At 49.5% G+C, this 26,780-nt stretch carries 25 protein-coding genes and 1 pseudogene; 16 read left to right on the top strand and 10 right to left on the bottom strand.

The window, feature by feature from the left end; translation table 11 throughout:
• Nucleotides 1-15 precede the first annotated feature (15 nt).
• From idnD to FTE26_RS14310, 5 genes are all read left to right on the top strand, one after another.
• Nucleotides 16-1,047 carry an L-idonate 5-dehydrogenase gene (idnD, locus tag FTE26_RS14330; RefSeq protein WP_001197418.1) on the top strand — a complete coding sequence of 344 codons (1,032 nt, stop codon included), beginning with the start codon at nt 16-18 and terminating at the stop codon, nt 1,045-1,047.
• 23 nt (nt 1,048-1,070) lie between these two features.
• Entirely contained in the window at nt 1,071-1,835 is a 765-nt protein-coding gene (idnO, locus tag FTE26_RS14325; RefSeq protein WP_000998700.1) for a gluconate 5-dehydrogenase, read from the top strand.
• A gap of 64 nt (nt 1,836-1,899) precedes the next feature.
• On the top strand, nt 1,900-3,219 hold the full coding sequence (gene idnT / locus FTE26_RS14320) for a gnt-II system L-idonate transporter (RefSeq protein ID WP_001128332.1): 1,320 nt from the start codon (nt 1,900-1,902) through the stop codon (nt 3,217-3,219).
• Between the two features lie 66 nt (nt 3,220-3,285).
• Nucleotides 3,286-4,284 carry a DNA-binding transcriptional regulator IdnR gene (gene idnR / locus FTE26_RS14315; RefSeq protein WP_001348245.1) on the top strand — a complete coding sequence of 333 codons (999 nt, stop codon included), beginning with the start codon at nt 3,286-3,288 and terminating at the stop codon, nt 4,282-4,284.
• A 77-nt stretch (nt 4,285-4,361) separates the two neighbouring features.
• Nucleotides 4,362-5,864, top strand: a complete 1,503-nt coding sequence (locus tag FTE26_RS14310) for a helicase HerA-like C-terminal domain-containing protein (RefSeq protein ID WP_001294563.1) — start codon at nt 4,362-4,364, stop codon at nt 5,862-5,864.
• A gap of 160 nt (nt 5,865-6,024) precedes the next feature.
• On the opposite strand, the gene lptG is transcribed toward FTE26_RS14310, so the two are convergent.
• From lptG to ytgA, 3 genes are all read right to left on the bottom strand, one after another.
• On the bottom strand, nt 6,025-7,107 hold the full coding sequence (gene lptG / locus FTE26_RS14305) for an LPS export ABC transporter permease LptG (protein WP_001295681.1): 1,083 nt from the start codon (nt 7,105-7,107) through the stop codon (nt 6,025-6,027).
• Nucleotides 7,107-8,207, bottom strand: a complete 1,101-nt coding sequence (gene lptF, locus FTE26_RS14300) for an LPS export ABC transporter permease LptF (RefSeq protein ID WP_000584114.1) — start codon at nt 8,205-8,207, stop codon at nt 7,107-7,109. Before lptF ends, lptG begins: the two co-directional genes overlap by 1 nt.
• Before the next feature lie 62 nt (nt 8,208-8,269).
• The gene (gene ytgA, locus FTE26_RS14295) at nt 8,270-8,320 is read right to left on the bottom strand and encodes a protein YtgA (protein WP_211180521.1); all 51 of its coding nucleotides are present in this window, start codon (nt 8,318-8,320) and stop codon (nt 8,270-8,272) included.
• Between the two features lie 153 nt (nt 8,321-8,473).
• Between ytgA and pepA the strand changes: the two genes are divergently transcribed.
• The 3 genes from pepA to valS all read left to right on the top strand — a co-directional run bounded on the left by pepA (nt 8,474) and on the right by valS (nt 13,544).
• A complete protein-coding gene (gene pepA, locus FTE26_RS14290; protein WP_000397144.1) occupies nt 8,474-9,985 on the top strand; it encodes a leucyl aminopeptidase in 1,512 nt (503 codons plus the stop codon).
• A gap of 260 nt (nt 9,986-10,245) precedes the next feature.
• Nucleotides 10,246-10,689 carry a DNA polymerase III subunit chi gene (gene holC, locus FTE26_RS14285; RefSeq protein ID WP_000786397.1) on the top strand — a complete coding sequence of 148 codons (444 nt, stop codon included), beginning with the start codon at nt 10,246-10,248 and terminating at the stop codon, nt 10,687-10,689.
• Complete coding sequence (gene valS, locus FTE26_RS14280) at nt 10,689-13,544, top strand: valine--tRNA ligase (RefSeq protein ID WP_000416421.1); 2,856 nt, start codon at nt 10,689-10,691, stop codon at nt 13,542-13,544. Before holC ends, valS begins: the two co-directional genes overlap by 1 nt.
• A gap of 53 nt (nt 13,545-13,597) precedes the next feature.
• Here valS and FTE26_RS14275 read toward each other — a convergent pair whose 3' ends face one another.
• Nucleotides 13,598-14,794 (bottom strand): YjgN family protein, encoded by a 1,197-nt coding sequence (locus FTE26_RS14275; RefSeq protein ID WP_000079650.1) that lies wholly within the window; start codon nt 14,792-14,794, stop codon nt 13,598-13,600.
• A 192-nt stretch (nt 14,795-14,986) separates the two neighbouring features.
• Here FTE26_RS14275 and FTE26_RS14270 point away from each other — a divergent pair, with 192 nt between their 5' ends.
• Nucleotides 14,987-15,490 (top strand): GNAT family N-acetyltransferase, encoded by a 504-nt coding sequence (locus tag FTE26_RS14270; protein ID WP_001059395.1) that lies wholly within the window; start codon nt 14,987-14,989, stop codon nt 15,488-15,490.
• Nucleotides 15,491-15,536: 46 nt separating this feature from the next.
• Here FTE26_RS14270 and rraB read toward each other — a convergent pair whose 3' ends face one another.
• A complete protein-coding gene (gene rraB, locus FTE26_RS14265) occupies nt 15,537-15,953 on the bottom strand; it encodes a ribonuclease E inhibitor RraB (protein WP_000002960.1) in 417 nt (138 codons plus the stop codon).
• 161 nt (nt 15,954-16,114) lie between these two features.
• On the opposite strand from rraB, the gene argF reads away from it, so the two are divergent.
• Nucleotides 16,115-17,119 (top strand): ornithine carbamoyltransferase, encoded by a 1,005-nt coding sequence (gene argF, locus FTE26_RS14260; RefSeq protein WP_000012907.1) that lies wholly within the window; start codon nt 16,115-16,117, stop codon nt 17,117-17,119.
• 57 nt (nt 17,120-17,176) lie between these two features.
• Here argF and FTE26_RS14255 read toward each other — a convergent pair.
• The 3 genes and pseudogenes from FTE26_RS14255 to FTE26_RS14245 form a co-directional block, all read right to left on the bottom strand.
• A pseudogene (locus FTE26_RS14255) lies at nt 17,177-18,775 on the bottom strand (DNA-binding protein).
• 122 nt (nt 18,776-18,897) lie between these two features.
• Nucleotides 18,898-19,350 carry a toxin-antitoxin biofilm protein TabA gene (gene tabA / locus FTE26_RS14250; RefSeq protein ID WP_001348242.1) on the bottom strand — a complete coding sequence of 151 codons (453 nt, stop codon included), beginning with the start codon at nt 19,348-19,350 and terminating at the stop codon, nt 18,898-18,900.
• 144 nt (nt 19,351-19,494) lie between these two features.
• A complete protein-coding gene (locus FTE26_RS14245; protein WP_000256659.1) occupies nt 19,495-20,088 on the bottom strand; it encodes a TetR/AcrR family transcriptional regulator in 594 nt (197 codons plus the stop codon).
• A 70-nt stretch (nt 20,089-20,158) separates the two neighbouring features.
• On the opposite strand from FTE26_RS14245, the gene bdcA reads away from it, so the two are divergent.
• From bdcA to ridA, 6 genes are all read left to right on the top strand, one after another.
• Nucleotides 20,159-20,833 (top strand): SDR family oxidoreductase, encoded by a 675-nt coding sequence (gene bdcA / locus FTE26_RS14240; RefSeq protein ID WP_000500729.1) that lies wholly within the window; start codon nt 20,159-20,161, stop codon nt 20,831-20,833.
• Between the two features lie 130 nt (nt 20,834-20,963).
• Nucleotides 20,964-21,359, top strand: a complete 396-nt coding sequence (locus tag FTE26_RS14235; RefSeq protein ID WP_000230269.1) for a RidA family protein — start codon at nt 20,964-20,966, stop codon at nt 21,357-21,359.
• 280 nt (nt 21,360-21,639) lie between these two features.
• Complete coding sequence (pyrL, locus tag FTE26_RS14230) at nt 21,640-21,774, top strand: pyr operon leader peptide (protein ID WP_001296693.1); 135 nt, start codon at nt 21,640-21,642, stop codon at nt 21,772-21,774.
• A 3-nt stretch (nt 21,775-21,777) separates the two neighbouring features.
• Nucleotides 21,778-22,713 carry an aspartate carbamoyltransferase gene (gene pyrB / locus FTE26_RS14225; protein WP_000013046.1) on the top strand — a complete coding sequence of 312 codons (936 nt, stop codon included), beginning with the start codon at nt 21,778-21,780 and terminating at the stop codon, nt 22,711-22,713.
• Between the two features lie 12 nt (nt 22,714-22,725).
• Nucleotides 22,726-23,187, top strand: a complete 462-nt coding sequence (gene pyrI / locus FTE26_RS14220; RefSeq protein ID WP_000148581.1) for an aspartate carbamoyltransferase regulatory subunit — start codon at nt 22,726-22,728, stop codon at nt 23,185-23,187.
• A 72-nt stretch (nt 23,188-23,259) separates the two neighbouring features.
• Entirely contained in the window at nt 23,260-23,646 is a 387-nt protein-coding gene (gene ridA / locus FTE26_RS14215; RefSeq protein WP_000047539.1) for a 2-iminobutanoate/2-iminopropanoate deaminase, read from the top strand.
• Between the two features lie 205 nt (nt 23,647-23,851).
• On the opposite strand, the gene mgtA is transcribed toward ridA, so the two are convergent.
• The gene (gene mgtA / locus FTE26_RS14210) at nt 23,852-26,548 is read right to left on the bottom strand and encodes a magnesium-translocating P-type ATPase (protein WP_000471866.1); all 2,697 of its coding nucleotides are present in this window, start codon (nt 26,546-26,548) and stop codon (nt 23,852-23,854) included.
• A gap of 140 nt (nt 26,549-26,688) precedes the next feature.
• The gene (gene mgtL, locus FTE26_RS14205) at nt 26,689-26,742 is read right to left on the bottom strand and encodes a mgtA regulatory leader peptide MgtL (protein ID WP_001387276.1); all 54 of its coding nucleotides are present in this window, start codon (nt 26,740-26,742) and stop codon (nt 26,689-26,691) included.
• Between the last annotated feature and the right edge of the window lie 38 nt (nt 26,743-26,780).

Raw genomic sequence — 26,780 nt, 5'->3', positions numbered from 1 at the left:
ACCAGTGAGGAATTTATGCAAGTGAAAACACAGTCCTGCGTTGTTGCGGGCAAGAAAACTGTTGCCGTTACCGAGCAGACGATAGATTGGAATAATAATGGAACATTAGTACAAATAACCCGAGGTGGAATTTGCGGTTCCGATTTACATTATTATCAGGAAGGAAAAGTAGGTAATTTCATGATAAAGGCACCGATGGTGTTAGGTCATGAAGTTATCGGTAAAGTTATTCATAGCGACTCATCAGAATTACATGAAGGGCAAACGGTAGCCATTAATCCGTCTAAACCGTGCGGTCACTGCAAATACTGTATTGAACATAACGAGAATCAGTGTACAGAGATGCGTTTTTTTGGCAGTGCCATGTATTTCCCTCATGTTGATGGTGGCTTTACCCGTTATAAAATGGTCGAAACGTCGCAATGTGTCCCTTATCCGGCCAAAGCTGACGAAAAGGTTATGGCTTTTGCCGAACCTTTAGCCGTCGCGATTCATGCCGCACATCAGGCCGGCGAGTTACAGGGCAAGCGAGTATTTATTTCCGGTGTTGGGCCCATTGGCTGCCTGATTGTCAGTGCTGTGAAAACACTGGGGGCCTCGGAAATTGTCTGTGCCGATGTGAGTCCCCGTTCCCTTTTGCTGGCCAAAGAGATGGGGGCGGATGTGCTCGTAAACCCACAAAACGACGACATGGATCACTGGAAAGCGGAAAAAGGCTATTTCGATGTCAGCTTTGAAGTGTCCGGTCATCCTTCATCAGTGAATACCTGTCTGGAGGTCACTCGTGCACGCGGCGTAATGGTGCAGGTAGGTATGGGAGGCGCGATGGCAGAATTCCCAATGATGACGTTGATTGGTAAGGAGATTTCACTCAAAGGCTCTTTCCGTTTTACCAGCGAATTTAATACCGCAGTGTCATGGCTGGCGAATGGCGTTATCAATCCACTGCCTTTACTGAGTGCTGAATATCCCTTCACTGACCTGGAAGAGGCGCTACGTTTCGCCGGTGATAAAACCCAGGCAGCAAAAGTCCAGCTTGTTTTCTAGGAGATAAATAAAGGAATAATACAATGAACGATCTATTTTCACTGGCAGGAAAAAATATCTTGATTACCGGTTCAGCACAGGGCATTGGCTTTTTACTGGCAACCGGCCTGGGTAAATATGGCGCACAAATAATTATTAATGATATTACTGCCGAACGCGCAGAACTTGCTGTAGAAAAACTCCGCCAGGAGGGTATTCGGGCCGTTGCCGCACCTTTTAATGTTACCCATAAACATGAAATTGATACCGCCGTTGAACATATCGAAAAGGACATCGGCCCCATTGATGTGCTGGTGAATAACGCCGGTATCCAGCGCCGTCATCCTTTTACTGAGTTCCCTGAACAAGAGTGGAATGATGTGATCGCAGTAAACCAGACCGCCGTGTTCCTGGTGTCGCAAGCGGTAACTCGTCACATGGTTGAACGCAAGGCGGGTAAAGTTATTAATATTTGCTCGATGCAAAGCGAACTGGGACGTGACACCATCACCCCTTATGCCGCATCGAAAGGAGCGGTAAAAATGCTCACCCGCGGCATGTGCGTCGAGCTGGCGCGCCACAATATTCAGGTCAACGGTATTGCGCCGGGCTATTTCAAAACAGAAATGACTAAAGCACTGGTTGAGGACGAAGCCTTCACCGCCTGGTTGTGCAAACGGACCCCCGCCGCACGCTGGGGCGATCCGCAGGAACTGATTGGTGCTGCGGTGTTCCTTTCTTCAAAAGCCTCTGATTTCGTAAACGGCCACCTGTTGTTTGTTGATGGCGGCATGTTGGTGGCTGTTTAACAGCCACTACCCTGCGTGCAGCGCGAAAGCGCTGCTTTTCTGGCACTAATAAGAGATAAAGACTATGCCATTAATCATTATTGCGGCAGGCGTCGCGCTGCTTCTTATCCTGATGATCGGCTTTAAAGTTAACGGCTTTATTGCCCTCGTTCTGGTAGCTGCCGTCGTCGGATTTGCCGAAGGGATGGATGCACAGGCCGTCCTGCACTCTATACAAAATGGTATCGGCAGCACGCTCGGCGGGCTGGCAATGATCCTCGGTTTCGGGGCCATGTTAGGCAAGCTGATTTCTGATACGGGCGCGGCACAACGTATCGCCACTACGCTGATTGCTACTTTTGGTAAAAAACGCGTGCAATGGGCGCTAGTGATCACCGGTCTGGTTGTGGGCCTCGCCATGTTTTTTGAAGTGGGTTTTGTCCTGCTGTTGCCGTTGGTATTTACCATCGTAGCATCATCAGGATTACCCCTGTTGTATGTTGGCGTACCAATGGTAGCAGCGCTCTCTGTAACCCACTGTTTTCTGCTGCCACATCCTGGTCCTACTGCCATCGCGACTATCTTTGAGGCTAATCTCGGAACGACTCTACTGTATGGATTTATCATTACCATTCCGACAGTTATTGTCGCAGGACCGCTGTTTTCTAAACTGCTAACTCGCTTTGAGAAAGCACCACCAGAAGGCTTATTTAATCCTCATCTGTTTAGCGAAGAGGAGATGCCCTCCTTCTGGAACAGTATTTTCGCTGCCGTGATCCCGGTCATCCTGATGGCTATCGCCGCCGTTTGTGAAATTACGTTACCGAAAACTAACACCGTGCGCCTCTTCTTTGAATTTGTCGGTAACCCTGCCGTTGCGCTGTTTATTGCCATTGTTATTGCGATTTTCACACTGGGCCGACGTAATGGACGCACCATCGAGCAAATCATGGATATCATTGGGGATTCTATAGGCGCTATCGCGATGATTGTGTTTATTATCGCTGGCGGCGGCGCGTTTAAGCAGGTATTAGTAGATAGCGGTGTCGGGCAGTATATTTCACACTTAATGACCGGAACTACGCTTTCGCCGTTATTGATGTGCTGGACTGTTGCGGCGCTGTTGCGTATCGCTCTGGGCTCTGCCACCGTCGCGGCCATTACCACCGCGGGTGTGGTGTTGCCGATTATCAACGTTACCCATGCCGATCCCGCTTTAATGGTACTGGCAACCGGTGCGGGCAGCGTGATCGCGTCACACGTAAACGACCCTGGCTTCTGGCTATTTAAAGGGTATTTTAATCTGACGGTTGGTGAAACGTTGCGTACCTGGACGGTGATGGAAACCCTTATTTCTATTATGGGTTTGCTGGGCGTGTTAGCCATTAACGCCGTATTGCACTGAAAGAATAAAATATTGTGATGTAGTTTCGGGGGAAGATTGAAGATTCCCCCGACGTTGGGAGAAGTTATGCGCAATCACAGAATTTCTTTACAGGATATCGCTACGCTGGCTGGCGTAACAAAAATGACCGTGAGTCGTTATATCCGCTCGCCGAAAAAGGTGGCAAAGGAAACAGGCGAGCGCATCGCCAAAATTATGGAAGAGATCAATTATATCCCTAATCGCGCTCCCGGCATGTTGTTGAATGCACAAAGTTATACCCTCGGTATCTTGATTCCGTCATTTCAAAATCAACTCTTCGCTGACATTCTCGCGGGAATAGAATCCGTCACCTCTGAGCATAATTATCAGACCCTTATTGCTAATTACAATTACGATCGCGATTCCGAAGAAGAGTCGGTGATTAACCTGCTCTCTTATAACATTGACGGGATTATTCTTTCGGAAAAATATCACACCATCAGGACGGTGAAATTTCTGCGTTCAGCCACCATTCCGGTCGTGGAATTGATGGATGTACAGGGAGAACGGCTGGATATGGAGGTCGGTTTTGATAATCGGCAGGCCGCTTTTGACATGGTGTGTACCATGCTGGATAAGCGAGTCAGGCGCAAAATTCTGTATCTCGGTTCCAAAGATGACACCCGCGATGAACAGCGTTATCAGGGGTATTGCGATGCGATGATGCTGCATAATCTTTCCCCGTTACGCATGAATCCACGCGCCATCTCATCCATTCATTTAGGAATGCAATTAATGCGTGATGCCCTTAGCGCAACCCCGGATTTAGACGGTGTATTTTGCACCAATGACGATATTGCGATGGGTGCGCTTCTGCTGTGCCGCGAGCGAAACCTCGCCGTGCCAGAACAAATTTCCATTGCGGGTTTTCATGGGCTGGAGATTGGCAGGCAAATGATCCCAAGCCTCGCCAGCGTAATTACTCCCCGTTTTGATATTGGTCGGATGGCCGCCCAAATGTTGCTGAGCAAAATTAAAAATAACGATCACAACCACAACACTGTTGACCTCGGGTATCAGATTTATCACGGTAACACGCTTTAGGTTATTTTCTCTTCATTACACGTATTCTCTTTGCCGGACGTTGCCTATACTCCAGGCAGGAAACTGGAGGAAATCTCATGAGCGAACCCCTGTTAATTGCCCGCACGCCGGACACAGAACTGTTTTTACTGCCGGGAATGGCTAACCGTCACGGGCTGATTACTGGCGCAACGGGGACGGGTAAAACCGTTACGCTGCAAAAACTGGCAGAGTCATTGTCGGAAATCGGTGTTCCGGTGTTTATGGCCGATGTGAAAGGTGATTTAACGGGAGTAGCGGAGGAAGGTACATCTTCGGAAAAACTGCTCGCAAGGCTTAAAAATATCGGCGTCAATGACTGGCAACCACATGCTAATCCGGTGGTGGTGTGGGATATCTTTGGCGAGAAAGGCCACCCGGTGCGGGCGACGGTTTCAGACCTGGGGCCGCTGTTGCTGGCGCGACTGTTGAATCTCAACGATGTGCAATCTGGCGTGCTGAATATTATCTTCCGCATTGCGGACGATCAGGGATTGTTGCTGCTCGACTTTAAAGATTTGCGGGCGATTACCCAGTACATCGGCGATAACGCCAAATCCTTCCAGAATCAGTACGGTAATATCAGTAGCGCATCGGTTGGTGCCATCCAGCGCGGGCTGTTATCGCTGGAACAGCAAGGCGCAGCACACTTCTTTGGTGAGCCGATGCTGGATATCAAAGACTGGATGCGTAGCGATACCAACGGTAAAGGCGTTATCAATATCCTCAGCGCCGAGAAGCTTTATCAGATGCCGAAACTGTATGCAGCCAGCCTGCTGTGGATGCTTTCAGAGTTGTATGAACAATTGCCGGAAGCAGGCGATCTGGAAAAACCAAAACTGGTGTTTTTCTTCGACGAAGCGCATCTGCTATTTAACGATGCACCGCAGGTACTGCTGGATAAGATTGAGCAGGTGATAAGGCTTATTCGCTCAAAAGGCGTGGGCGTCTGGTTCGTTTCGCAAAACCCGTCAGATATTCCGGATAATGTGCTCGGACAGCTCGGTAATCGCGTTCAACACGCTTTGCGGGCTTTTACGCCCAAAGATCAGAAAGCAGTAAAAGCTGCGGCGCAAACCATGCGGGCCAATCCGGCGTTTGATACCGAAAAGGCGATTCAGGAACTGGGGACCGGCGAGGCGTTAATCTCGTTTCTCGATGCGAAAGGAAGTCCTTCAGTGGTGGAACGGGCGATGGTGATTGCCCCCTGTTCACGAATGGGGCCGGTGACGGAAGATGAGCGTAACGGCCTGATTAATCACTCCCCGGTGTATGGCAAGTACGAGGATGACGTGGACCGGGAATCCGCCTATGAGATGTTGCAAAAAGGCTTTCAGGCCAGTACCGAGCAGCAAAATAATCCTGCCGTGAAAGGGAAAGAGGTGGCGGTGGATGACGGTATTCTTGGTGGATTGAAGGATATTTTGTTTGGCACTACCGGACCACGCGGCGGGAAGAAAGATGGTGTGGTGCAAACAATGGCGAAAAGCGCCGCCCGCCAGGTGACGAATCAGATTGTGCGTGGTGTGCTGGGGAGTTTGCTGGGGGGGAGAAGAAGGTAAGTCAGGTGCGATTTGTCTTTGCCTGATGCGACGCTGGCGCGCCTTATCATGCCTACACTACTGCAATATATTGAATTTTCATGATTTTTCAGGCATGAACGAAGCACACTTTGCTAACAATAATAAAGGGAGCTTTCGCTCCCTTTATTCGTTCATCAGGTTACGATTTTCTCATTAACAGCCACAGGCTGATTAAGAAGAAGCTGGCGCTTGGCAGCAACGCGCCGATAATCGGCGGGATGCCGTAAACCAACGTCAGCGGGCCGAAGATCTGGTCCAGTACGTAGAAGACAAAACCGAAGCTGATACCGGTGACCACACGCACGCCCATCGGTACGCTACGCAGTGGGCCAAAGATAAACGACAGCGCCATCAGCATCATCACCGCCACGGATAGCGGCTGGAAGATTTTGCTCCACATGTTGAGCTGATAACGTCCGGCATCCTGACCGCTCGACTTCAGATACTTCACATAGTTGTGCAAACCACTGATGGAGAGGGCATCCGGGTCCAGTGCCACCACGCCCAGTTTGTCCGGCGTGAGGTTGGTTTTCCAGGTACCGCTCACCGTCTGTGAACCAGTGATCTGTTTCGGATTGGTCAGATCAGATTCATCAACCTGCGACAGACGCCATACTTTATGTTCCGGGTCAAACTTCGCGGTAGCGGCATAGCGTACAGATTGCAGACGACGATTCTCATTAAAGGCATAGATACTGATGCCACCTAACTCTTCGTCACCTTTAACCCGCTCAATGTAGACGAAGTTGTTGCCATCTTTTGCCCATAAACCTTGCTGGGTAGAGAGCAACGAGCCACCGTACATCGCCTGCGCGCGGTAGTTACGCGCCATCTGCTCGCCCTGCGGTGCGACCCATTCGCCAATCGCCATCGTCAACAAGACCAGCGGAATGGCGGTTTTCATCACCGACAGCGCCACCTGCATACGGGTAAAACCAGAAGCCTGCATGACCACCAGTTCGCTGCGCTGCGCCAACATCCCAAGACCAAGCAACGCCCCAAGCAGAGCCGCCATCGGGAAGAAGATTTGCACATCTTTCGGCACGCTCAGCAAGGTATACATTCCTGCGCCTAACGCGTCGTAACTCCCCTGCCCGGCTTTTTTCAGCTGATCGACAAACTTGATAATGCCCGACAGCGACACCAGCATGAACAGCGTCATCATGATGGTGGTGAAAATAGTTTTACCGATATAGCGGTCAAGTACGCCAAAAGGTTGCATCACACCGCTCCTTTACGCGAAAAACTGGCGCGCAGGCGGCGGACCGGCACGGTGTCCCAAAGGTTGAGAACAATCGCCAAAGCCAGATAAATCAGGTTAACGGTCCACATCCACAGCGTCGGGTCCAGCTTACCTTTACCGCCGTTCGATTTCAGGGAGGTCTGGATCAGGAAGAAAAGTAGATACAGCAGCATGGCTGGCAGCATCGACAGTACGCGCCCCTGACGCGGGTTAACCACGCTCAGCGGAACGACCATAAGCGCCATCATAAACACGGTGAATACCAGCGTGATACGCCAGTTCAGTTCTGCGCGGGCACGATCGGTGTCAGTGTTCCACAATGTGCGCATGTCCATCTGGTCGGTATCGTTCGGGTCGAGCGCCACCGCCTGGTGACCAATGATCGCCTGATAATCCTGGAAGTCCGTAATGCGGAAATCGCGTAACAGTGCAGTGCCTTCGAAGCGCGTTCCCTGGTTGAGAGTGACGACCTGGGAGCCGTCGCGCAGCTGGGTTAAATGTCCGGAATCGGCCACCACCACAGAAGGACGTGCATTACCTTTTGGTCGAATTTGCGCGAGGAACACATCTTTGAAATCGCTGCCGTCAACGCTTTCGATGAACAGCACCGAGCTGCCATTAGTCGCTTGCTGGAATTGCCCTTGCGCCAGCGCTGCCATGCCAGGGTTCGCTTTCGCTTCTGCTAACACTTCATCCTGATGTCGCGATGACCACGGTCCCGCCCACATGACGTTAACCGCCGCGACGATTGCCGTGAATACCGCAAGGATCATTGCCGCTTTCACCAACACCGCTTTGCTCAGGCCGCAGGCATGCATTACCGTAATTTCACTTTCGGTATACAGTTTGCCCAGCGTCATCAGCAGCCCGAGGAACAGGCTTAATGGCAGGATAAGCTGCGCCATTTCCGGCACGCCCAACCCGAGGAGGGAGAGCACCAGATTCGCCGGAATATCGCCATCAACCGCTGCGCCGAGGATCCTCACTAACTTTTGACAGAAAAAGATCAAAAGCAAGATGAAGAGTATCGCCAGCTGGCTTTTGAGCGTCTCCCGCACCAGATATCTTATGATTATCACTTTAAATACGCCCGTAAAAACTCGTCTTTTGCAGGATTTTAGCTTGTTTCATGGCTTAAACGTCATTTATTCTCTTGAGTCGTCGAAATCGTCGCTAAGATAATTATACTCAACGGATTCACCTCTCAGATTTTGTTCTGACGTGCCAATGCCGTAATAACGTTAAGATTAACACGAAGTCATCGCAACAGCGGACATGAGTTACGAAAGCTTGCAATTCTATCTGTAGCCACCGCCGTTGTCTTTAAGATTCAGGAGCGTAGTGCATGGAGTTTAGTGTAAAAAGCGGTAGCCCGGAGAAACAGCGGAGTGCCTGCATCGTCGTGGGCGTCTTCGAACCACGTCGCCTTTCTCCGATTGCAGAACAGCTCGATAAAATCAGCGATGGGTACATCAGCGCCCTGCTGCGTCGGGGCGAACTGGAAGGAAAACCAGGGCAGACACTGTTGCTGCACCATGTTCCAAATGTACTTTCCGAGCGAATTCTCCTCATCGGTTGCGGTAAAGAACGTGAACTCGATGAGCGCCAGTACAAACAAGTCATTCAGAAAACCATTAACACGCTGAATGATACTGGCTCAATGGAAGCGGTCTGTTTCCTGACCGAACTGCACGTTAAAGGCCGTAACAACTACTGGAAAGTGCGTCAGGCTGTCGAGACGGCAAAAGAGACGCTCTACAGTTTCGATCAGCTGAAAACGAACAAGAGCGAGCCGCGTCGTCCGCTGCGTAAGATGGTGTTCAACGTGCCGACCCGCCGTGAACTGACCAGCGGCGAGCGCGCGATCCAGCACGGTCTGGCGATTGCCGCCGGGATAAAAGCAGCGAAAGATCTCGGTAATATGCCGCCGAATATCTGTAACGCCGCTTATCTCGCCTCTCAGGCGCGCCAGCTGGCTGACAGCTACAGCAAGAATGTCATCACCCGCGTTATCGGCGAACAGCAGATGAAAGAGCTGGGGATGCATTCCTATCTGGCGGTCGGTCAGGGTTCGCAAAACGAATCGCTGATGTCGGTGATTGAGTACAAAGGCAACGCGTCGGAAGATGCACGCCCAATCGTGCTGGTCGGTAAAGGTTTAACCTTCGACTCCGGCGGTATCTCCATCAAGCCTTCAGAAGGCATGGATGAGATGAAGTATGATATGTGCGGTGCGGCGGCGGTTTACGGCGTGATGCGTATGGTCGCGGAGCTGCAACTGCCGATTAACGTTATCGGCGTGCTGGCAGGTTGCGAAAACATGCCTGGCGGCCGAGCCTATCGTCCGGGCGATGTGTTAACCACCATGTCCGGTCAAACCGTTGAAGTGCTGAACACCGACGCCGAAGGCCGTCTGGTACTGTGCGACGTGTTAACTTACGTTGAGCGTTTTGAGCCGGAAGCGGTGATTGACGTGGCGACGCTGACCGGTGCCTGCGTTATCGCGCTAGGCCATCACATTACCGGTCTGATGGCGAACCACAATCCGCTGGCCCATGAGCTGATTGCTGCATCTGAACAATCCGGTGACCGCGCATGGCGTTTACCGCTGGGTGACGAGTATCAGGAACAGCTGGAGTCCAATTTTGCCGATATGGCGAACATTGGCGGTCGTCCTGGCGGGGCGATTACCGCAGGTTGCTTCCTGTCGCGCTTTACCCGTAAGTACAACTGGGCACACCTGGATATCGCCGGTACCGCCTGGCGTTCTGGTAAAGCAAAAGGCGCAACCGGTCGCCCGGTGGCGTTGCTGGCACAGTTCCTGCTCAACCGCGCCGGGTTTAACGGCGAAGAGTAATTGCATCAGGCTGTGTTGTTATTGTCGGATGCGGCGTGAACGCCTTATCCGACCTACACAGAGCACCGGACCCGTAGGCCTGATAAGACGCGACAGCGTCGCATCTGGCAATGTTGTTATTGTCGGATGCGGCGTGAACGCCTTATCCGACCGACACAGAATACCGGACCCGTAGGCCTGATAAGACGCGACAGCGTCGCATCAGGCAACGCTGTGTATTACCAAATGCATATTTAAATCCACCACAAGAAGCCCCATTTATGAAAAACGCAACGTTCTACCTTCTGGACAATGACACCACCGTCGATGGCTTAAGCGCCGTTGAGCAACTGGTGTGTGAAATTGCCGCAGAACGTTGGCGCAGCGGTAAGCGCGTGCTCATCGCCTGTGAAGATGAAAAGCAGGCTTACCGGCTGGATGAAGCCCTGTGGGCGCGTCCGGCAGAAAGCTTTGTTCCGCATAATTTAGCGGGAGAAGGACCGCGCGGCGGTGCGCCGGTGGAGATCGCCTGGCCGCAAAAACGCAGCAGCAACCCGCGCGATATATTGATTAGTCTGCGAACAAGCTTTGCAGATTTTGCCACCGCTTTCACAGAAGTGGTAGACTTCGTTCCTTATGAAGATTCTCTGAAACAACTGGCGCGCGAACGCTATAAAGCCTACCGCGTGGCTGGTTTCAACCTGAATACGGCAACCTGGAAATAATGGAAAAGACATACAACCCACAAGATATCGAACAGCCGCTTTACGAGCACTGGGAAAAGCAGGGCTACTTTAAGCCTAATGGCGATGAAAGCCAGGAAAGTTTCTGCATCATGATCCCGCCGCCGAACGTCACCGGCAGTTTGCATATGGGTCACGCCTTCCAGCAAACCATCATGGATACCATGATCCGCTATCAGCGTATGCAGGGTAAAAATACCCTGTGGCAGGTCGGTACTGACCACGCCGGGATCGCTACCCAGATGGTCGTTGAGCGCAAGATTGCCGCAGAAGAAGGTAAAACCCGTCACGACTACGGCCGCGAAGCTTTCATCGACAAAATCTGGGAATGGAAAGCGGAATCCGGCGGCACCATTACCCGTCAGATGCGTCGTCTCGGTAACTCCGTCGACTGGGAGCGCGAACGCTTCACGATGGACGAAGGCCTGTCCAATGCGGTGAAAGAAGTTTTCGTTCGTCTGTATAAAGAAGACCTGATTTACCGTGGTAAACGCCTGGTAAACTGGGACCCGAAACTGCGTACCGCAATCTCTGACCTGGAAGTGGAAAACCGCGAATCGAAAGGTTCGATGTGGCACATCCGCTATCCGCTGGCTGATGGCGCGAAAACCGCAGACGGTAAAGATTATCTGGTGGTTGCGACTACCCGTCCGGAAACCCTGCTGGGCGATACCGGCGTGGCCGTTAACCCGGAAGATCCGCGTTACAAAGATCTGATTGGCAAATATGTCATTCTGCCGCTGGTTAACCGTCGTATTCCGATTGTTGGCGACGAACACGCCGATATGGAAAAAGGCACCGGCTGTGTGAAGATCACTCCGGCGCACGACTTTAACGACTATGAAGTCGGTAAACGTCACGCCCTGCCGATGATCAACATCCTGACCTTTGACGGCGATATCCGTGAAAGCGCTCAAGTGTTCGATACTAAAGGTAACGAATCTGACGTTTATTCCAGCGAGATCCCAGCAGAGTTCCAGAAACTGGAGCGTTTTGCTGCGCGTAAAGCGGTCGTTGCCGCGGTTGACGCACTCGGCCTGCTGGAAGAAATTAAACCGCACGACCTGACCGTTCCTTACGGCGACCGTGGCGGCGTGGTTATCGAACCGATGCTGACCGACCAGTGGTACGTACGTGCCGACGTGCTGGCGAAACCGGCGGTTGAAGCGGTTAAGAGCGGCGACATTCAGTTCGTACCGAAGCAGTACGAAAACATGTACTTCTCCTGGATGCGCGATATTCAGGACTGGTGTATCTCTCGTCAGCTGTGGTGGGGTCACCGCATCCCGGCATGGTATGACGACGCGGGTAACGTTTATGTTGGCCGCAACGAAGACGAAGTGCGTAAAGAAAATAACCTCGGTGCTGATGTTGCCCTGCGTCAGGACGAAGATGTTCTCGACACTTGGTTCTCCTCCGCACTGTGGACCTTCTCTACCCTTGGCTGGCCGGAAAACACCGACGCCCTGCGTCAGTTCCACCCAACCAGCGTGATGGTATCTGGTTTCGACATCATCTTCTTCTGGATTGCCCGCATGATCATGATGACCATGCACTTCATCAAAGATGAAAATGGCAAACCGCAGGTGCCGTTCCACACCGTTTACATGACCGGTCTGATTCGTGATGACGAAGGCCAGAAGATGTCCAAATCCAAGGGTAACGTGATTGACCCGCTGGATATGGTTGACGGTATTTCGCTGCCGGAACTGCTGGAAAAACGTACCGGTAATATGATGCAGCCGCAGCTGGCGGACAAAATCCGTAAGCGCACCGAGAAGCAGTTCCCGAACGGCATTGAGCCGCACGGTACTGACGCGCTGCGCTTCACCCTGGCGGCGCTGGCTTCTACCGGTCGTGACATCAACTGGGATATGAAGCGTCTGGAAGGCTACCGTAACTTCTGTAACAAGCTGTGGAACGCCAGCCGCTTTGTGCTGATGAACACAGAAGGTCAGGATTGCGGCTTCAACGGCGGCGAAATGACGCTGTCGCTGGCGGACCGCTGGATTCTGGCGGAGTTCAACCAGACCATCAAAGCGTACCGCGAAGCGCTGGACAGCTTCCGCTTCGATATCGCCGCCGGCATTCTGTATGAGTTCACCTGGAACCAGTTCTGTGACTGGTATCTGGAGCTGACCAAGCCGGTAATGAACGGTGGAACAGAAGCCGAACTGCGCGGTACTCGCCATACGCTGGTGACTGTACTGGAAGGTCTGCTGCGCCTCGCGCATCCGATCATTCCGTTCATCACCGAAACCATCTGGCAGCGTGTGAAAGTACTTTGCGGCATCACCGCTGACACCATCATGCTGCAGCCGTTCCCGCAGTACGATGCGTCTCAGGTCGATGAAGCCGCACTGGCCGACACCGAGTGGCTGAAGCAGGCGATCGTTGCGGTACGTAACATCCGTGCAGAAATGAACATCGCGCCGGGTAAACCGCTGGAGCTGCTGCTGCGTGGTTGCAGCGCGGATGCAGAACGTCGCGTAAATGAAAACCGTGGCTTCCTGCAAACGCTGGCGCGTCTGGAAAGTATCACCGTGCTGCCTGCCGATGACAAAGGTCCGGTTTCCGTTACGAAGATCATCGACGGTGCAGAGCTGCTGATCCCGATGGCTGGCCTCATCAACAAAGAAGATGAGCTGGCGCGTCTGGCGAAAGAAGTGGCGAAGATTGAAGGTGAAATCAGCCGTATCGAGAACAAACTGGCGAACGAAGGCTTTGTCGCCCGCGCACCGGAAGCGGTCATCGCGAAAGAGCGTGAGAAGCTGGAAGGCTATGCGGAAGCGAAAGCGAAACTGATTGAGCAGCAGGCTGTTATCGCCGCGCTGTAATCAACACCGTGATGAAAACGAAGGCCGGAGCATGCTCCGGCCTTTTTTATCTCTTACAGAAATGGTAAAGAAGGCATAACTCCCCGAGAAATACTGGCTAAGAAGCCTTTATCTGGTTGTTCTTCTTTATTGATTAAAGGAAGGTCATCCAAATCGCCCAGCAAATACGTATTTTTTGCCTGCCAGTCAATCATCCATATTTTCAACAGTGGATAAGCCAGACCGCCCGTAATCCCGGATATCACCACCAACGCACACATGCGATAAAGCATACCGTGGTACGTTAAAGTTGAGCGAAAACGAATACGCCCATCATTCAGTGACAGGTTGCTCATAAAATGGTTTCGCAACGACACCGTTAAATAACTGGTGCTAACAGCAATCCCAAAATAATAGATTAACTGCGCGATTATCATTTTACGTTGCATTTCCATAAATTGCTGTAAATTCTCAATGTCATCATTTGCATATACAGAACTATCATACGCATTTAATATTTGATCGAAGATAATATAACCAGCAACAGCGAGAAAAGGCAATAAAGCTAAAAATGCGAGAATGGCATATTTTATACAATACGTAGTATCTAATTTCACCTTGAAACGATGTATACCGAAACTGGTATTACTCCAGAGAAAACTCATTACCAGACTATATAAAGTACCATTAAAAATACCAATGGAAACAATACCAACTATTGCCATCAGAACCATAGATATAATAACACTACTTGAACTATTGGCATGTAGCATCTTTGTCGAGATAAAGAAAACAGTCCCCATCCCAACGGCCATTAAAATCGGCAAGAAAAAGGTCACCCACCAGAACCCTTTCATAGAGCAATTAAAACTAAATCTTACGCCGTTGAGACTGGTCATTAAGGCCTGATGACGCAGTCCTTTTGCTGCCATAAATATAAGCAAAACCAACAGTAACAAAGTCAAAACACAACCAACAAGCGGCATATCTGCTGACACTGTCATTAAGATTGCGAAATAGAAAAAAACAAAAACAAGACAACTAACAAAAACATTCCCACCGGTAATTCCATAAGAAAATCGTTGTCCGTTAACTTCCATATTAGCATAAAGATAACGCTTACATTTCATTAATGCCCATGGTAAATAGATACCTAACGTTATAATCGTTAACAACACATTCACCACACAAATAAGAAAATATCTCTCACCTGTACCATGAAAAACAAACGAATGGGACGGAACATCCATTTCATTAATAACTTGAGCCATAAAAAATCCCTGAATTAAAAAATCCATTGATATAACTTATATATACAGACAGTAAAATGTTCTGCAACGTTACAATACTCTTATCAGTAATAGGCTGGCAAAAACTTTATTACTTTATAAGTCGCTTGCGCACGTAAGAAGAGAGTGGTATTAAACAAATGTATAATTACTTTATTTTTATTGGGTTAAACTATGAATAACATTGCGCCGCAATCACCTGTAATGCGTCGCCTGACGCTGCAGGATAATCCTGCTATCGCCCGCGTCATTCGTCAGGTATCCGCCGAATACGGTCTTACCGCTGATAAAGGCTACACCGTCGCCGATCCGAATCTTGACGAGCTGTATCAAGTGTATAGTCAGCCTGGTCATGCGTATTGGGTGGTTGAGTACGATGGTGAAGTGGTCGGCGGTGGTGGAATTGCGCCATTGACAGGTAGTGAAGCGGACATTTGCGAACTGCAAAAGATGTATTTTCTTCCCGCTATTCGCGGCAAAGGGCTGGCAAAAAAACTTGCTTTAATGGCGATGGATCACGCACACGAGATGGGCTTCAAACGCTGTTACCTGGAAACAACGGCTTTTCTGACAGAAGCAATTGCTCTGTATGAGCATTTAGGCTTTCAACATATCGACTACGCACTTGGCTGCACGGGGCATGTCGACTGTGAAGTACGGATGCTACGTGATCTCTAAAAAAAATGCCCGACAGTGTGAGCTATCGGGCATTTCAATCCATTAATTAGTGGCGAACCCCGTCATCGTCATCGTCGATGTACTCTTCATCGTCGCCATCTTCACCATTTGGATCTTCAAAGTAAGTGCCCCAACCGTCATACTCGACGTCAAATTTCTCCGCCAGCGTCATCAGTTGTTCCACCTGAGCATCAATCAGGTCGGCATTCAGGGCGCATTCACTGAGGATGTCGCAGCAAATCACCACATCACCATCCTCTACTTCCAGTTCTTCCGGATCGGTGACTTCATATCCGAGTTTAAACGCTTCTACCGCTGCTTTCTCCAGCGTTTCAAGGTCGTCTGCGGAAAGATGGTGCTCAATGGTGTACAGCGCATCTGGATCGCTGCCATCTTCCAGTAATTCTTCAATAATCAGACGTGTCTCTTCACGCTGCTCTTCCAGTTGTTCCGGGTTTGCCATGGCTCATTCCTCTTAATGTCCTGCCGATACTCTTATTGTCACACACCACTGACATTGCCTCCACCTTTGTGATAAAGATTTATGCTTTAGACTTGCAAATGAATAACCATACATATAAATTGAATTTTAATTCATTTAGGCGTTAGCCACAGGAGGGATCTATGTCCGGGTTTTATCATAAGCATTTCCTGAAATTACTCGATTTCACGCCAGCTGAACTTAACAGCCTGCTGCAGTTAGCCGCGAAGCTGAAAGCCGATAAGAAAAGCGGTAAAGAAGAAGCCAAACTCACTGGTAAAAACATCGCGCTCATCTTCGAAAAAGACTCGACCCGTACCCGATGCTCTTTCGAAGTTGCCGCATATGACCAGGGTGCTCGCGTTACTTATCTCGGTCCAAGCGGCAGCCAAATTGGTCATAAAGAGTCGATTAAAGACACTGCCCGCGTGCTTGGTCGCATGTATGACGGTATTCAGTATCGCGGCTATGGTCAGGAGATTGTCGAAACACTGGCGGAATACGCTGGCGTGCCGGTATGGAACGGCCTGACCAATGAGTTTCACCCCACGCAGCTGCTGGCGGATCTCCTCACCATGCAGGAGCATTTGCCCGGCAAAGCGTTCAACGAAATGACGCTGGTCTATGCAGGTGACGCACGTAACAACATGGGCAATTCGATGCTCGAAGCTGCAGCGCTTACCGGTCTGGATTTGCGTCTGGTCGCGCCACAGGCGTGCTGGCCAGAAGCTGCGCTGGTTACGGAATGCCGCGCCCTGGCACAACAAAATGGCGGGAATATTACGCTGACGGAAGATGTAGCTAAAGGAGTTGAAGGTGCTGACTTTATCTATACCGATGTATGGGTGTCGATGGGTGAAGCAAAAGAAAAATGGGCTGAACGCATTGCATTACTGCGTGATTATCAGGTGAACAGCAAGATGATGCAGTTGACCGGTAACCCGGAGGTCAAATTCCTCCACTGCCTGCCCGCGTTTCATGACGACCAAACGACGCTTGGCAAAAAAATGGCGGAAGAGTTTGGCCTACATGGCGGAATGGAAGTGACTGATGAGGTCTTCGAATCTGCCGCCAGCATTGTATTTGATCAGGCGGAAAACCGCATGCATACCATCAAAGCGGTGATGGTCGCGACGCTCAGTAAATAATTGACATCTCTATAAAGATGCCGGGAAATACAAAAAATATCCCGGCATCATATTATTTTATGCAGTGTGAGTTCTATTCTTCCACCCCCATTTTTCTATTACTGCTCGTAAATTTTCCGGAGGATTTAATTTTTCTAACTGTTTTTCATTAATATAATTATATATATTGATTTTCCCATCCCGGAGGACTTCCATCATTCTTGTTCTAATTTTTAATTCATTAACCATCTTTTCTTCAAAAATCTTAACGACATAACCCGGAAGTTTATTTACAATTTCTTTTGTTTTTTCTTCATCACCATAAACATATCCTAACTCATTAAGATACAGCTGTTCGCCCTCATAACACTTAAGTAATTGATAGAAGTACCACTTAGCAAAATCAGGTTGCTTCATGAAAAAACCCTTCAAAAAAATATCATTTACTAAAATGCTGACAGGCACTTCATTAAATAGCAACTTAACATCATCAAATAACTTTAGTATTAAGCGTGATTTTTCTTGATTGCTTAAGTTAAAATCATTGACATATGCAACCAACTTATCCCAAATCAATCCCTGTAATTTACAGCTATTTTTATAGGGTTCTTTATCGAGAAGGGAAAATAATGCCTCAGCTCTTTTAGACTGATCACAACCAGACTTAATATTTTTTATCACGTCGCATGCATAATCTATCTTTGCAGCAGCATTAAAATATTCGATACTTTTATTAAAACACCACTCCAGTATTTTTACATCACTCATATATGGCGATTTTAAAAAAGTTTCTAACATCGAACGGATGACCGGTGAGAGGTCAACCGGCGCATCATCTAAGGAATCAATAAGAATATGCGCTAGATCAATTTTGATCTTATTAATTTCATCATTACTTTTTTTATTATTAGTAAAGGCATCGTCAGACGCGCTGAGATTATCTATCTCTTCAAGTATGCCTTCTTCGCCCAGTAAGTCTGGAATAATTTCATTACATACATGAGGCATTATTAGCAGATGCTCTTGCTTTATTGTTGACAATGTTGTAGCCAAGGCATCTTTAAAAAAATCTTTATAGTCCTGGGCTTGCCAATTCATCTAGTTATTATTTAACTGAAGTGCTATTTCGTTGTTAATTTCACGCTGGTAACACGCCAGAACTTTATTAGTAATCAGTAGTAATGAACTCTCATCTTTTGTTTCAAAATCCGTCCCTTCAAAACGAAAAATTGACTTACCAGATTCTGTTACATCATCAAATATAATGGCTGTACGCCCTTGACGAGCCCCATTCACAGAGGGAGGGGTAAGTCTAACTTCTAAAATAACCGGGCGTATATCATCTTCCCACCCTTCAGGATTATTCATGTAAAATCGCATTATTTCACTACCATCATCTTTTTTTAAATAAGATGAGGATTTTATATTACCCATCATTTTTCTTCCCGCTTCATTGCGGCTTTCACTAAAATCTACATGTCCCAAGGTAAATATCCATGCCAGAAACTCCAAAAATGCCTTAGGAGAAAGGATATTTCTTTTGTTATGCTGCCCCTCGGCAATACGGGAAAAATTATTGATTCCCACACACCAGCTATTTAAAACATCATGTTTTGGTTTAAAATTCCTGCAGGAAGCAACGTAGTGAAAATAATCCGAATGCGATATTTTGCTCATGACGAACTCCTTGAGTTAATAAGAACGTCTAAGCATTACAAATTTTACTCACAAAAAAATATCAAAAAACGCTCTTTTCACAAACTCGCCGTAAACCTGGAGTTATTTACGGCGAAAAGTCATCACGCCATCAGCATCTTCACTACTGCTTTGCGAACCTGGGCTGGCGCGCCCACTGCGCACAGCGGTTTATGCACTTCCCCCGGATAAAACACAACAAAATCACCTTCATTAAGGATAACTGTTTTCTCATCAACGCCTTCCGGCAAAAATGCGATGTCTTTGTCTGCTAACCAGTCGGTATCCGGGGTGCCTGCAGGTTGTGTACTGAAGGTCATGCCTTCCTGACCTTTTAACACAATCTGAATGTCGAGATAGCGGGCATGGTACTCCGCACGGCGAGCTTCGTACGGCTCGGTCATATCTTCCGAGATAAGATAAAACAGACGATTGCCTTCGATATCGTGCTTGCCCTTGGGCGTTTCTGCCGTAACGTTTGCTTTGATATGCTCAATCGCCTGGCGTAACTCCTGGGGTAGCCACGACTGAAGATTATGAATATTTCCGATGATCATCTTTTCCACTCCTTAATTAAAACAACGTTTCATTTCTATCGTTATACGAAAAGATGATCAATTCCGCTAGCCTTAACGCGTGAATTATTGTCTTATCACAACTTATCGGCAGGCGCGTTCCCGCCTTTCGGGTCAAGGCCCGCATCACTCCTTGAGAATAGTTTTTATCGCTCCCCCCGCCAGTGCAGCTGTTGCACAGAGTTGTTCGAGGGAGTGCCCCTCTCGTGCCTTCGCAGAAAGCCCTGACATCACGGTACTCATAAAATCAGTCACACATTGTGCGCTTTGTGGATGCCGCCTGGCGATATAGTCATAAATGGCCGTTTCTGCGGCGTGATAATATTGAACGGCAATATCACGCGCTTGTGGATCATGACTATGAATGCCTTCAAGAACCATACAGCCAGCGCAGCCGCCGTTTTGGCTATATCTGCGCGCCGCTTCTTTTAATACCTCAGCCAGGCACTCCCCTACCGGACGATCATCACGAAGAATATCGACAAGCGGAATAGCTTCCGTACCGACGTATTCATTGAGTACACGGCTAAATAACCCAGCTTTACTGCCAAAAGCCGCGTAGAGGCTCGGGGGGTTAATACCAAGATAATCAGTAACTTCAGCAACACTGACAGCATCGAAACCTTTTTGGTGAAAAAGCACTTTTGCCGCAGAGATTGCCTGCTCAGGAGCGAAACGTCTGGGACGACCTGGAACGCGAGATTGTTTTTTAGTGACCATTACAAAACCTGTTGACAGAAAGTTAAAACAGTTTTGTAATGCATGTTACATAATAAATCAAGGAGTCCTTATGGGCGCTTTTACAGGTAAGACAGTTCTCATCCTCGGTGGCAGTCGTGGTATCGGTGCCGCTATCGTACGTCGTTTCGTCACCGATGGGGCCAATGTACGATTCACCTATGCGGGGTCGAAAGATGCCGCTAAACGCCTGGCACAAGAGACTGGAGCGACAGCAGTATTCACAGATAGTGCTGACAGAGACGCTGTCATTGATGTCGTTCGTAAGAGCGGCGCATTGGATATCCTGGTGGTAAATGCAGGTATTGGCGTCTTTGGCGAGGCCCTGGAATTAAATGCCGACGATATTGATCGCCTTTTCAAAATCAATATTCATGCTCCTTATCATGCCTCTGTTGAAGCCGCCCGGCAGATGCCCGAAGGCGGGCGCATCTTAATCATCGGCTCCGTGAATGGCGATCGTATGCCTGTTGCAGGCATGGCGCGCGGGCTGGCCCGTGATTTTGGACCGCGTGGGATCACCATTAACGTCGTCCAGCCAGGGCCAATTGATACCGACGCTAATCCCGCCAACGGGCCAATGCGCGATATGTTGCATAGTTTGATGGCTATCAAAAGACATGGGCAACCGGAAGAGGTCGCTGGTATGGTCGCATGGTTAGCAGGGCCAGAAGCCAGTTTTGTTACCGGCGCGATGCATACCATTGATGGCGCGTTTGGCGCATAACCGACTACGCTCAATTAAGCCCAGCCATTATCCATGATGTCTGGGTTTTGTTTACTCACGTCGTCCGCTAAAAGCGGCTCCCGGTAAAGAGAAATCTTCTGTTCATGTCGTAAATCTTGAGGATAACCAAATGGTAGAAAGAACCGCTGTTTTCCCTGCTGGCCGACATTCACTATATGCTGAGCATCGTTATTCTGCGGCTATTCGTTCCGGCGATTTGCTGTTTGTTTCCGGGCAAGTAGGAAGTCGAGAGGACGGAACACCAGAACCCGATTTTCAGCAACAAGTCAGACTGGCATTTGATAATTTGCATGCGATCCTGGCAGCTGCGGGATGCACTTTTGACGATATCATTGATGTTACGAGCTTCCATACCGATCCAGAAAACCAATTTGAAGACATCATGACGGTGAAAAATGAAATATTTAGCGCCCCACCTTATCCAAACTGGACGGCGGTGGGTGTTACATGGCTGGCAGGCTTTGATTTTGAAATTAAAGTGATAGCGCGCATCCCTGAGCAGTAAGCAATAGTGTTAGCCGTTCGCTTTCACACTCCGCCCTATAAGTCGGATGAATGGAATAAAATGCATATCTGATTGCGTGAAAGTGAAAAAGGAAAAAGCAGGGAATGTCTGCAATTATTGATACCGAAGGACAGTTCCCCTGCAGAATCACATCAAATAAAAATGCATATACCTTGACTTTTAATTCAAATAAACCGTTTGCGCTGACAAAATATTGCATCAAATGCTTGCGCCGCTTCTGACGATGAGTATAATGCCGGACAATTTGCCGGGAGGATGTATGGTTCAGTGTGTTCGACATTTTGTCTTACCGCGTCTGAAAAAAGACGCTGGCCTGCCGTTTTTCTTCCCGTTGATCACCCATTCCCAGCCCCTCAATCGAGGGGCTTTTTTTTGCCCAGGCGTCAGGAGATAAAAGATGGCTAATCCGCTATATCAGAAACATATCATTTCCATAAACGACCTTAGTCGCGATGATCTTAATCTGGTGCTGGCGACAGCGGCGAAACTGAAAGCAAACCCGCAACCAGAGCTGTTGAAGCACAAAGTCATTGCCAGCTGTTTCTTCGAAGCCTCTACCCGTACCCGCCTCTCTTTCGAAACATCTATGCACCGCCTGGGTGCCAGCGTGGTGGGCTTCTCCGACAGCGCCAATACATCACTGGGTAAAAAGGGCGAAACGCTGGCCGATACCATTTCGGTTATCAGCACTTACGTCGATGCGATAGTGATGCGTCATCCGCAGGAAGGTGCGGCGCGCCTGGCCACCGAGTTTTCCGGCAATGTACCGGTACTGAATGCCGGTGATGGCTCCAACCAACATCCGACGCAAACCTTGCTGGACTTATTCACTATTCAGGAAACCCAGGGGCGTCTGGACAATCTCCACGTCGCAATGGTTGGTGACCTGAAATATGGCCGCACCGTTCACTCCCTGACTCAGGCGTTAGCGAAGTTCGACGGCAACCGTTTTTACTTCATCGCGCCGGACGCGCTGGCAATGCCGCAATACATTCTGGATATGCTCGATGAAAAAGGGATCGCATGGAGTCTGCACAGCTCTATTGAAGAAGTGATGGCGGAAGTAGACATCCTGTACATGACCCGCGTGCAAAAAGAGCGTCTGGACCCGTCCGAGTACGCCAACGTGAAAGCGCAGTTTGTTCTTCGCGCCAGCGATCTCCACAACGCCAAAGCCAATATGAAAGTGCTGCATCCGCTGCCGCGTGTTGATGAGATTGCCACCGATGTGGATAAAACGCCACACGCCTGGTACTTCCAGCAGGCAGGCAACGGGATTTTCGCTCGCCAGGCGTTACTGGCACTGGTTCTGAATCGCGATCTGGTACTGTAAGGGGAAATAGAGATGACACACGATAATAAATTGCAGGTTGAAGCTATTAAACGCGGCACGGTAATTGACCATATCCCCGCCCAGATCGGTTTTAAGCTGTTGAGTCTGTTCAAGCTGACCGAAACGGATCAGCGGATCACCATTGGTCTGAACCTGCCTTCTGGCGAGATGGGCCGCAAAGATCTGATCAAAATCGAAAATACCTTTTTGAGTGAAGATCAGGTAGATCAACTGGCATTGTATGCACCGCAAGCCACGGTTAACCGTATCGACAACTATGAAGTGGTGGGTAAATCGCGCCCCAGTCTGCCGGAGCGCATCGACAACGTGCTGGTCTGCCCGAACAGCAACTGTATCAGCCATGCCGAACCGGTTTCTTCCAGCTTTGCCGTGCGAAAACGCGCCAATGACATCGCGCTCAAATGCAAATACTGTGAAAAAGAGTTTTCCCATAATGTGGTGCTGGCCAATTAATTGCGGTTGGTAATAAAAGTCTGGCTCCCTATAATGAGCCAGACTTTTTACCGCTGTAATAAAGGAGAAATCATGAGCAAAACTATCGCGACGGAAAATGCACCGGCAGCTATCGGTCCTTACGTACAGGGCGTTGATCTGGGCAATATGATCATCACCTCCGGTCAGATCCCGGTAAATCCGAAAACGGGTGAAGTACCGGCAGACGTCGCTGCACAGGCACGTCAGTCGCTGGATAACGTAAAAGCGATTGTCGAAGCCGCTGGCCTGAAAGTGGGCGATATCGTTAAAACCACCGTGTTTGTGAAAGATCTGAACGACTTCGCAACCGTAAACGCCACTTACGAAGCCTTCTTCACCGAACACAACGCCACCTTCCCGGCACGTTCTTGCGTTGAAGTTGCCCGTCTGCCGAAAGACGTAAAAATTGAGATCGAAGCGATCGCTGTTCGTCGCTAATCTTGATGGAAATCCGGGCTATCATGCCCGGATTAAGTCTGATGACAAACGCAAAATCGCCTGATGCGCTACGCTTATCAGGCCTACGTGATTCCTGCAATTTATTGAATTTGTTGGCCGGATAAGGCATTTACGCCGCATCCGGCATGAACAAAGCTTACTTTGTCTGCAATCTGAATCGGGGCTATCGTGCCCAGTTTATTCTTTATTGCCAGCCGTAACGACGGCTATAGAACCCTTTCACCAACTGGGTTAATGTCATATACCCTGCCAGAATCGCAACCAGCCACGGGAAATAGCTTAACGGCAGCGCCTGTAATTGCAGATAACTGGCCAGCGGTGAAAACGGCAATGCGATCCCGACAATCATCACGATCACGGTCATGATCATTAACGGCCACGATGCACAGCTCTGAATAAACGGCACACGGCGGGTACGGATCATATGCACAATCAGCGTTTGCGACAGTAAGCCCACCACAAACCATCCCGACTGGAACAGCGTTTGCGTTTCCGGCGTGTTGGCATGGAATACCCACCACATCAGGCAAAACGTCAGAATATCGAAGATCGAGCTGATCGGTCCGAAGAAGATCATAAAGCGCCCCAGATCCGCCGGGTTCCAACGCTGCGGCTTTTGAATTTGCTCGTCGTCGACGTTATCAAACGGGATCGCCACCTGTGACACATCATACAGCAGGTTCTGAATAAGCAAGTGTAACGGCAACATCGGCAGGAAGGGCAAGAAAGCACTCGCCACCAGCACGCTGAACACATTACCGAAGTTGGAGCTCGCCGTCATTTTGATGTATTTCAGCATGTTGGCGAAAGTGCGACGTCCTTCAATAACCCCCTCTTCCAGCACCATCAGGCTTTTTTCCAGCAGGATGATATCAGCCGCTTCACGGGCAATATCTACCGCGCCGTCCACAGAAATGCCGATATCCGCAGCGCGTAAGGCGGGCGCATCATTAATACCATCGCCCATAAAGCCAACCACATGCCCTTCGCGCTTCAGTAAGGTCACAATGCGTTCTTTATGCATCGGCGTCAGACGAGCAAACAGCGTGGTGCGCTGTGCGAGATTTGCCAGTTCGTCGTCAGATAGCGTTTCAATATCACTACCAATGACCACCTCTCCCGCGTCCAGCCCCACTTCATGGCACACTTTCGCTGCAACTAACTCACTGTCGCCAGTAAGGATTTTTACGGTAATTCCACTCGCTTTTAATGCCTTCAGTGCCGGAGCAGTTGTCTCTTTTGGCGGATCAAGAAAAGCAATATATCCTTCGAGGATCAGGTCGGATTCATCCGCCCGCTGGTAATCTCCTTCACGCGCTGGCAGGTATTTCGTCGCCACCGCAACCACGCGCAGCCCCTGACGATTCAGCGTATCAGTAACCCGCTTAATCTTACGCAGCATGATGTCATCGAGCGGCACAATCTCGCCATTGTGACGCACCTGCGAACACACATTGAGGATTTCCTGCAATGCACCTTTGCAAACCAGCTGATGGTGCTCGGTATTTTCTGCCACTACCACCGACATCCGGCGACGCTCGAAATCAAACGGAATCTCATCGATTTTTTGCCAACGACTGGCCAGCGAGCGCGCTGACTCTTCATCCGTACCTTCGAGCACCGCTGTATCGAGCAGGTTTTTAAGTCCGGTCTGATAATGACTGTTCAACCACGCGCTATGCAGCACGCGTTCGCTGGTTTTACCGGAGATATCGGTATGATTCTCCAGCACAATTTTGTCCTGTGTCAGGGTGCCAGTTTTATCAGTGCACAGAATATCCATTGCGCCAAAGTTCTGAATAGCATCCAGATGTTTGACGATCACTTTCTGTTTCGACAGCTTTACTGCGCCGCGCGCCAGCGTCGAGGTAACAATCATCGGCAACATTTCCGGCGTTAAGCCTACCGCGACCGAAAGCGCAAACAGTGCCGCTTCCCACCAGTCGCCTTTGGTGTAACCATTGATTAACAGCACCACCGGAGCCATCACCAGCATAAAGCGAATCAGCAGCATACTGACGCGGCTGATCCCTTGCTGAAAGGCATTCGGCTCGCTTTCCTGCTCACTAACACGCCCCGCCAGTTGACCAAACCAGGTATTGGCACCTGTAGCAATCACCATTGCTTGTGCCGTGCCGCTCACCACGGTGGTGCCCATAAAACACAGGGTGTCGCACTCCAGCGGATTGCTGTGCTCCGGCTGGCGAGTGGTAGCTGCTTTTTCTACGGGCAGAGACTCACCGGTTAACGACGCCTGAGCGACGAACAGATCCCGCGCCTGCAAGATACGTAAATCTGCCGGGATCATATCCCCCGCCGCCAGTTTTATAATATCGCCGGGCACCAGCTGGTCGATCGGGATCTCCAGCCAGCCATTTTCGCCTTTGTCGTTAATTACGCGCAGCACCGTCGCAGTATTGCTGACCATCGCTTTCAGGGCATCTGCCGCTTTAGTGGAACGTGCTTCCTGAATAAAGTTCAGCAACGTAGAAATAGCGACCATTAGCGCGATAACGCCCGCGGCAAATAAATCTTCCGTGGCGTAAGAAATAGCGCCGAGAATGGTGAGTAAAATATTAAATGGGTTGCGATAGCAGACCCATAAATGTACCCACCACGGCGACGGTTGTTGTGCGGGTAATTTATTTTCACCATGTTGTTCGCGGGCAGATTCCACTTCCGCCTGATTTAACCCTTCCGGATGGGTGTCGAACGTTTTCCATAATTCTTCTTCGGGCATCACCGCCATTTTCAGGCAATGCGCACTTAAGGACGGCGGGACCGCCGTATTCACTGTCTGTTGCGCGCCAGGCAATGGATCGCGATGAACCAGACGGGAAGGTAAATGGCGAATGAGCCGGGTAAAAATTTCTTTAAACATAAGGAGTCCCTCCGCACTGTCTGAAACAGTACAGAAATGTCTTCAGGCGTGGCGAAGCCTTACCTGAAGGTAATAAAGCTGAGCAGGGACGTTAAAACGTCACGGCCTTACGCATCCGGTAACGCCGTGAAAAGACGGGCTTACCGGAAAAGTTTTAATCTCCGTCGAGGGAGAGGCGTGGGATCAGGTTCCATATAACCTCCGGTAAGTGAAAAAAGCGCCGCAAATAATA

This window comes from Escherichia sp. S10b (assembly GCF_028421345.1).
In the GTDB taxonomy this organism is placed as follows: Bacteria; Pseudomonadota; Gammaproteobacteria; order Enterobacterales; family Enterobacteriaceae; genus ECMA0423.
The sequence above is the reverse complement of the archived record's forward strand: the minus strand, read 5'-3'. Positions and strand labels throughout refer to the sequence as shown.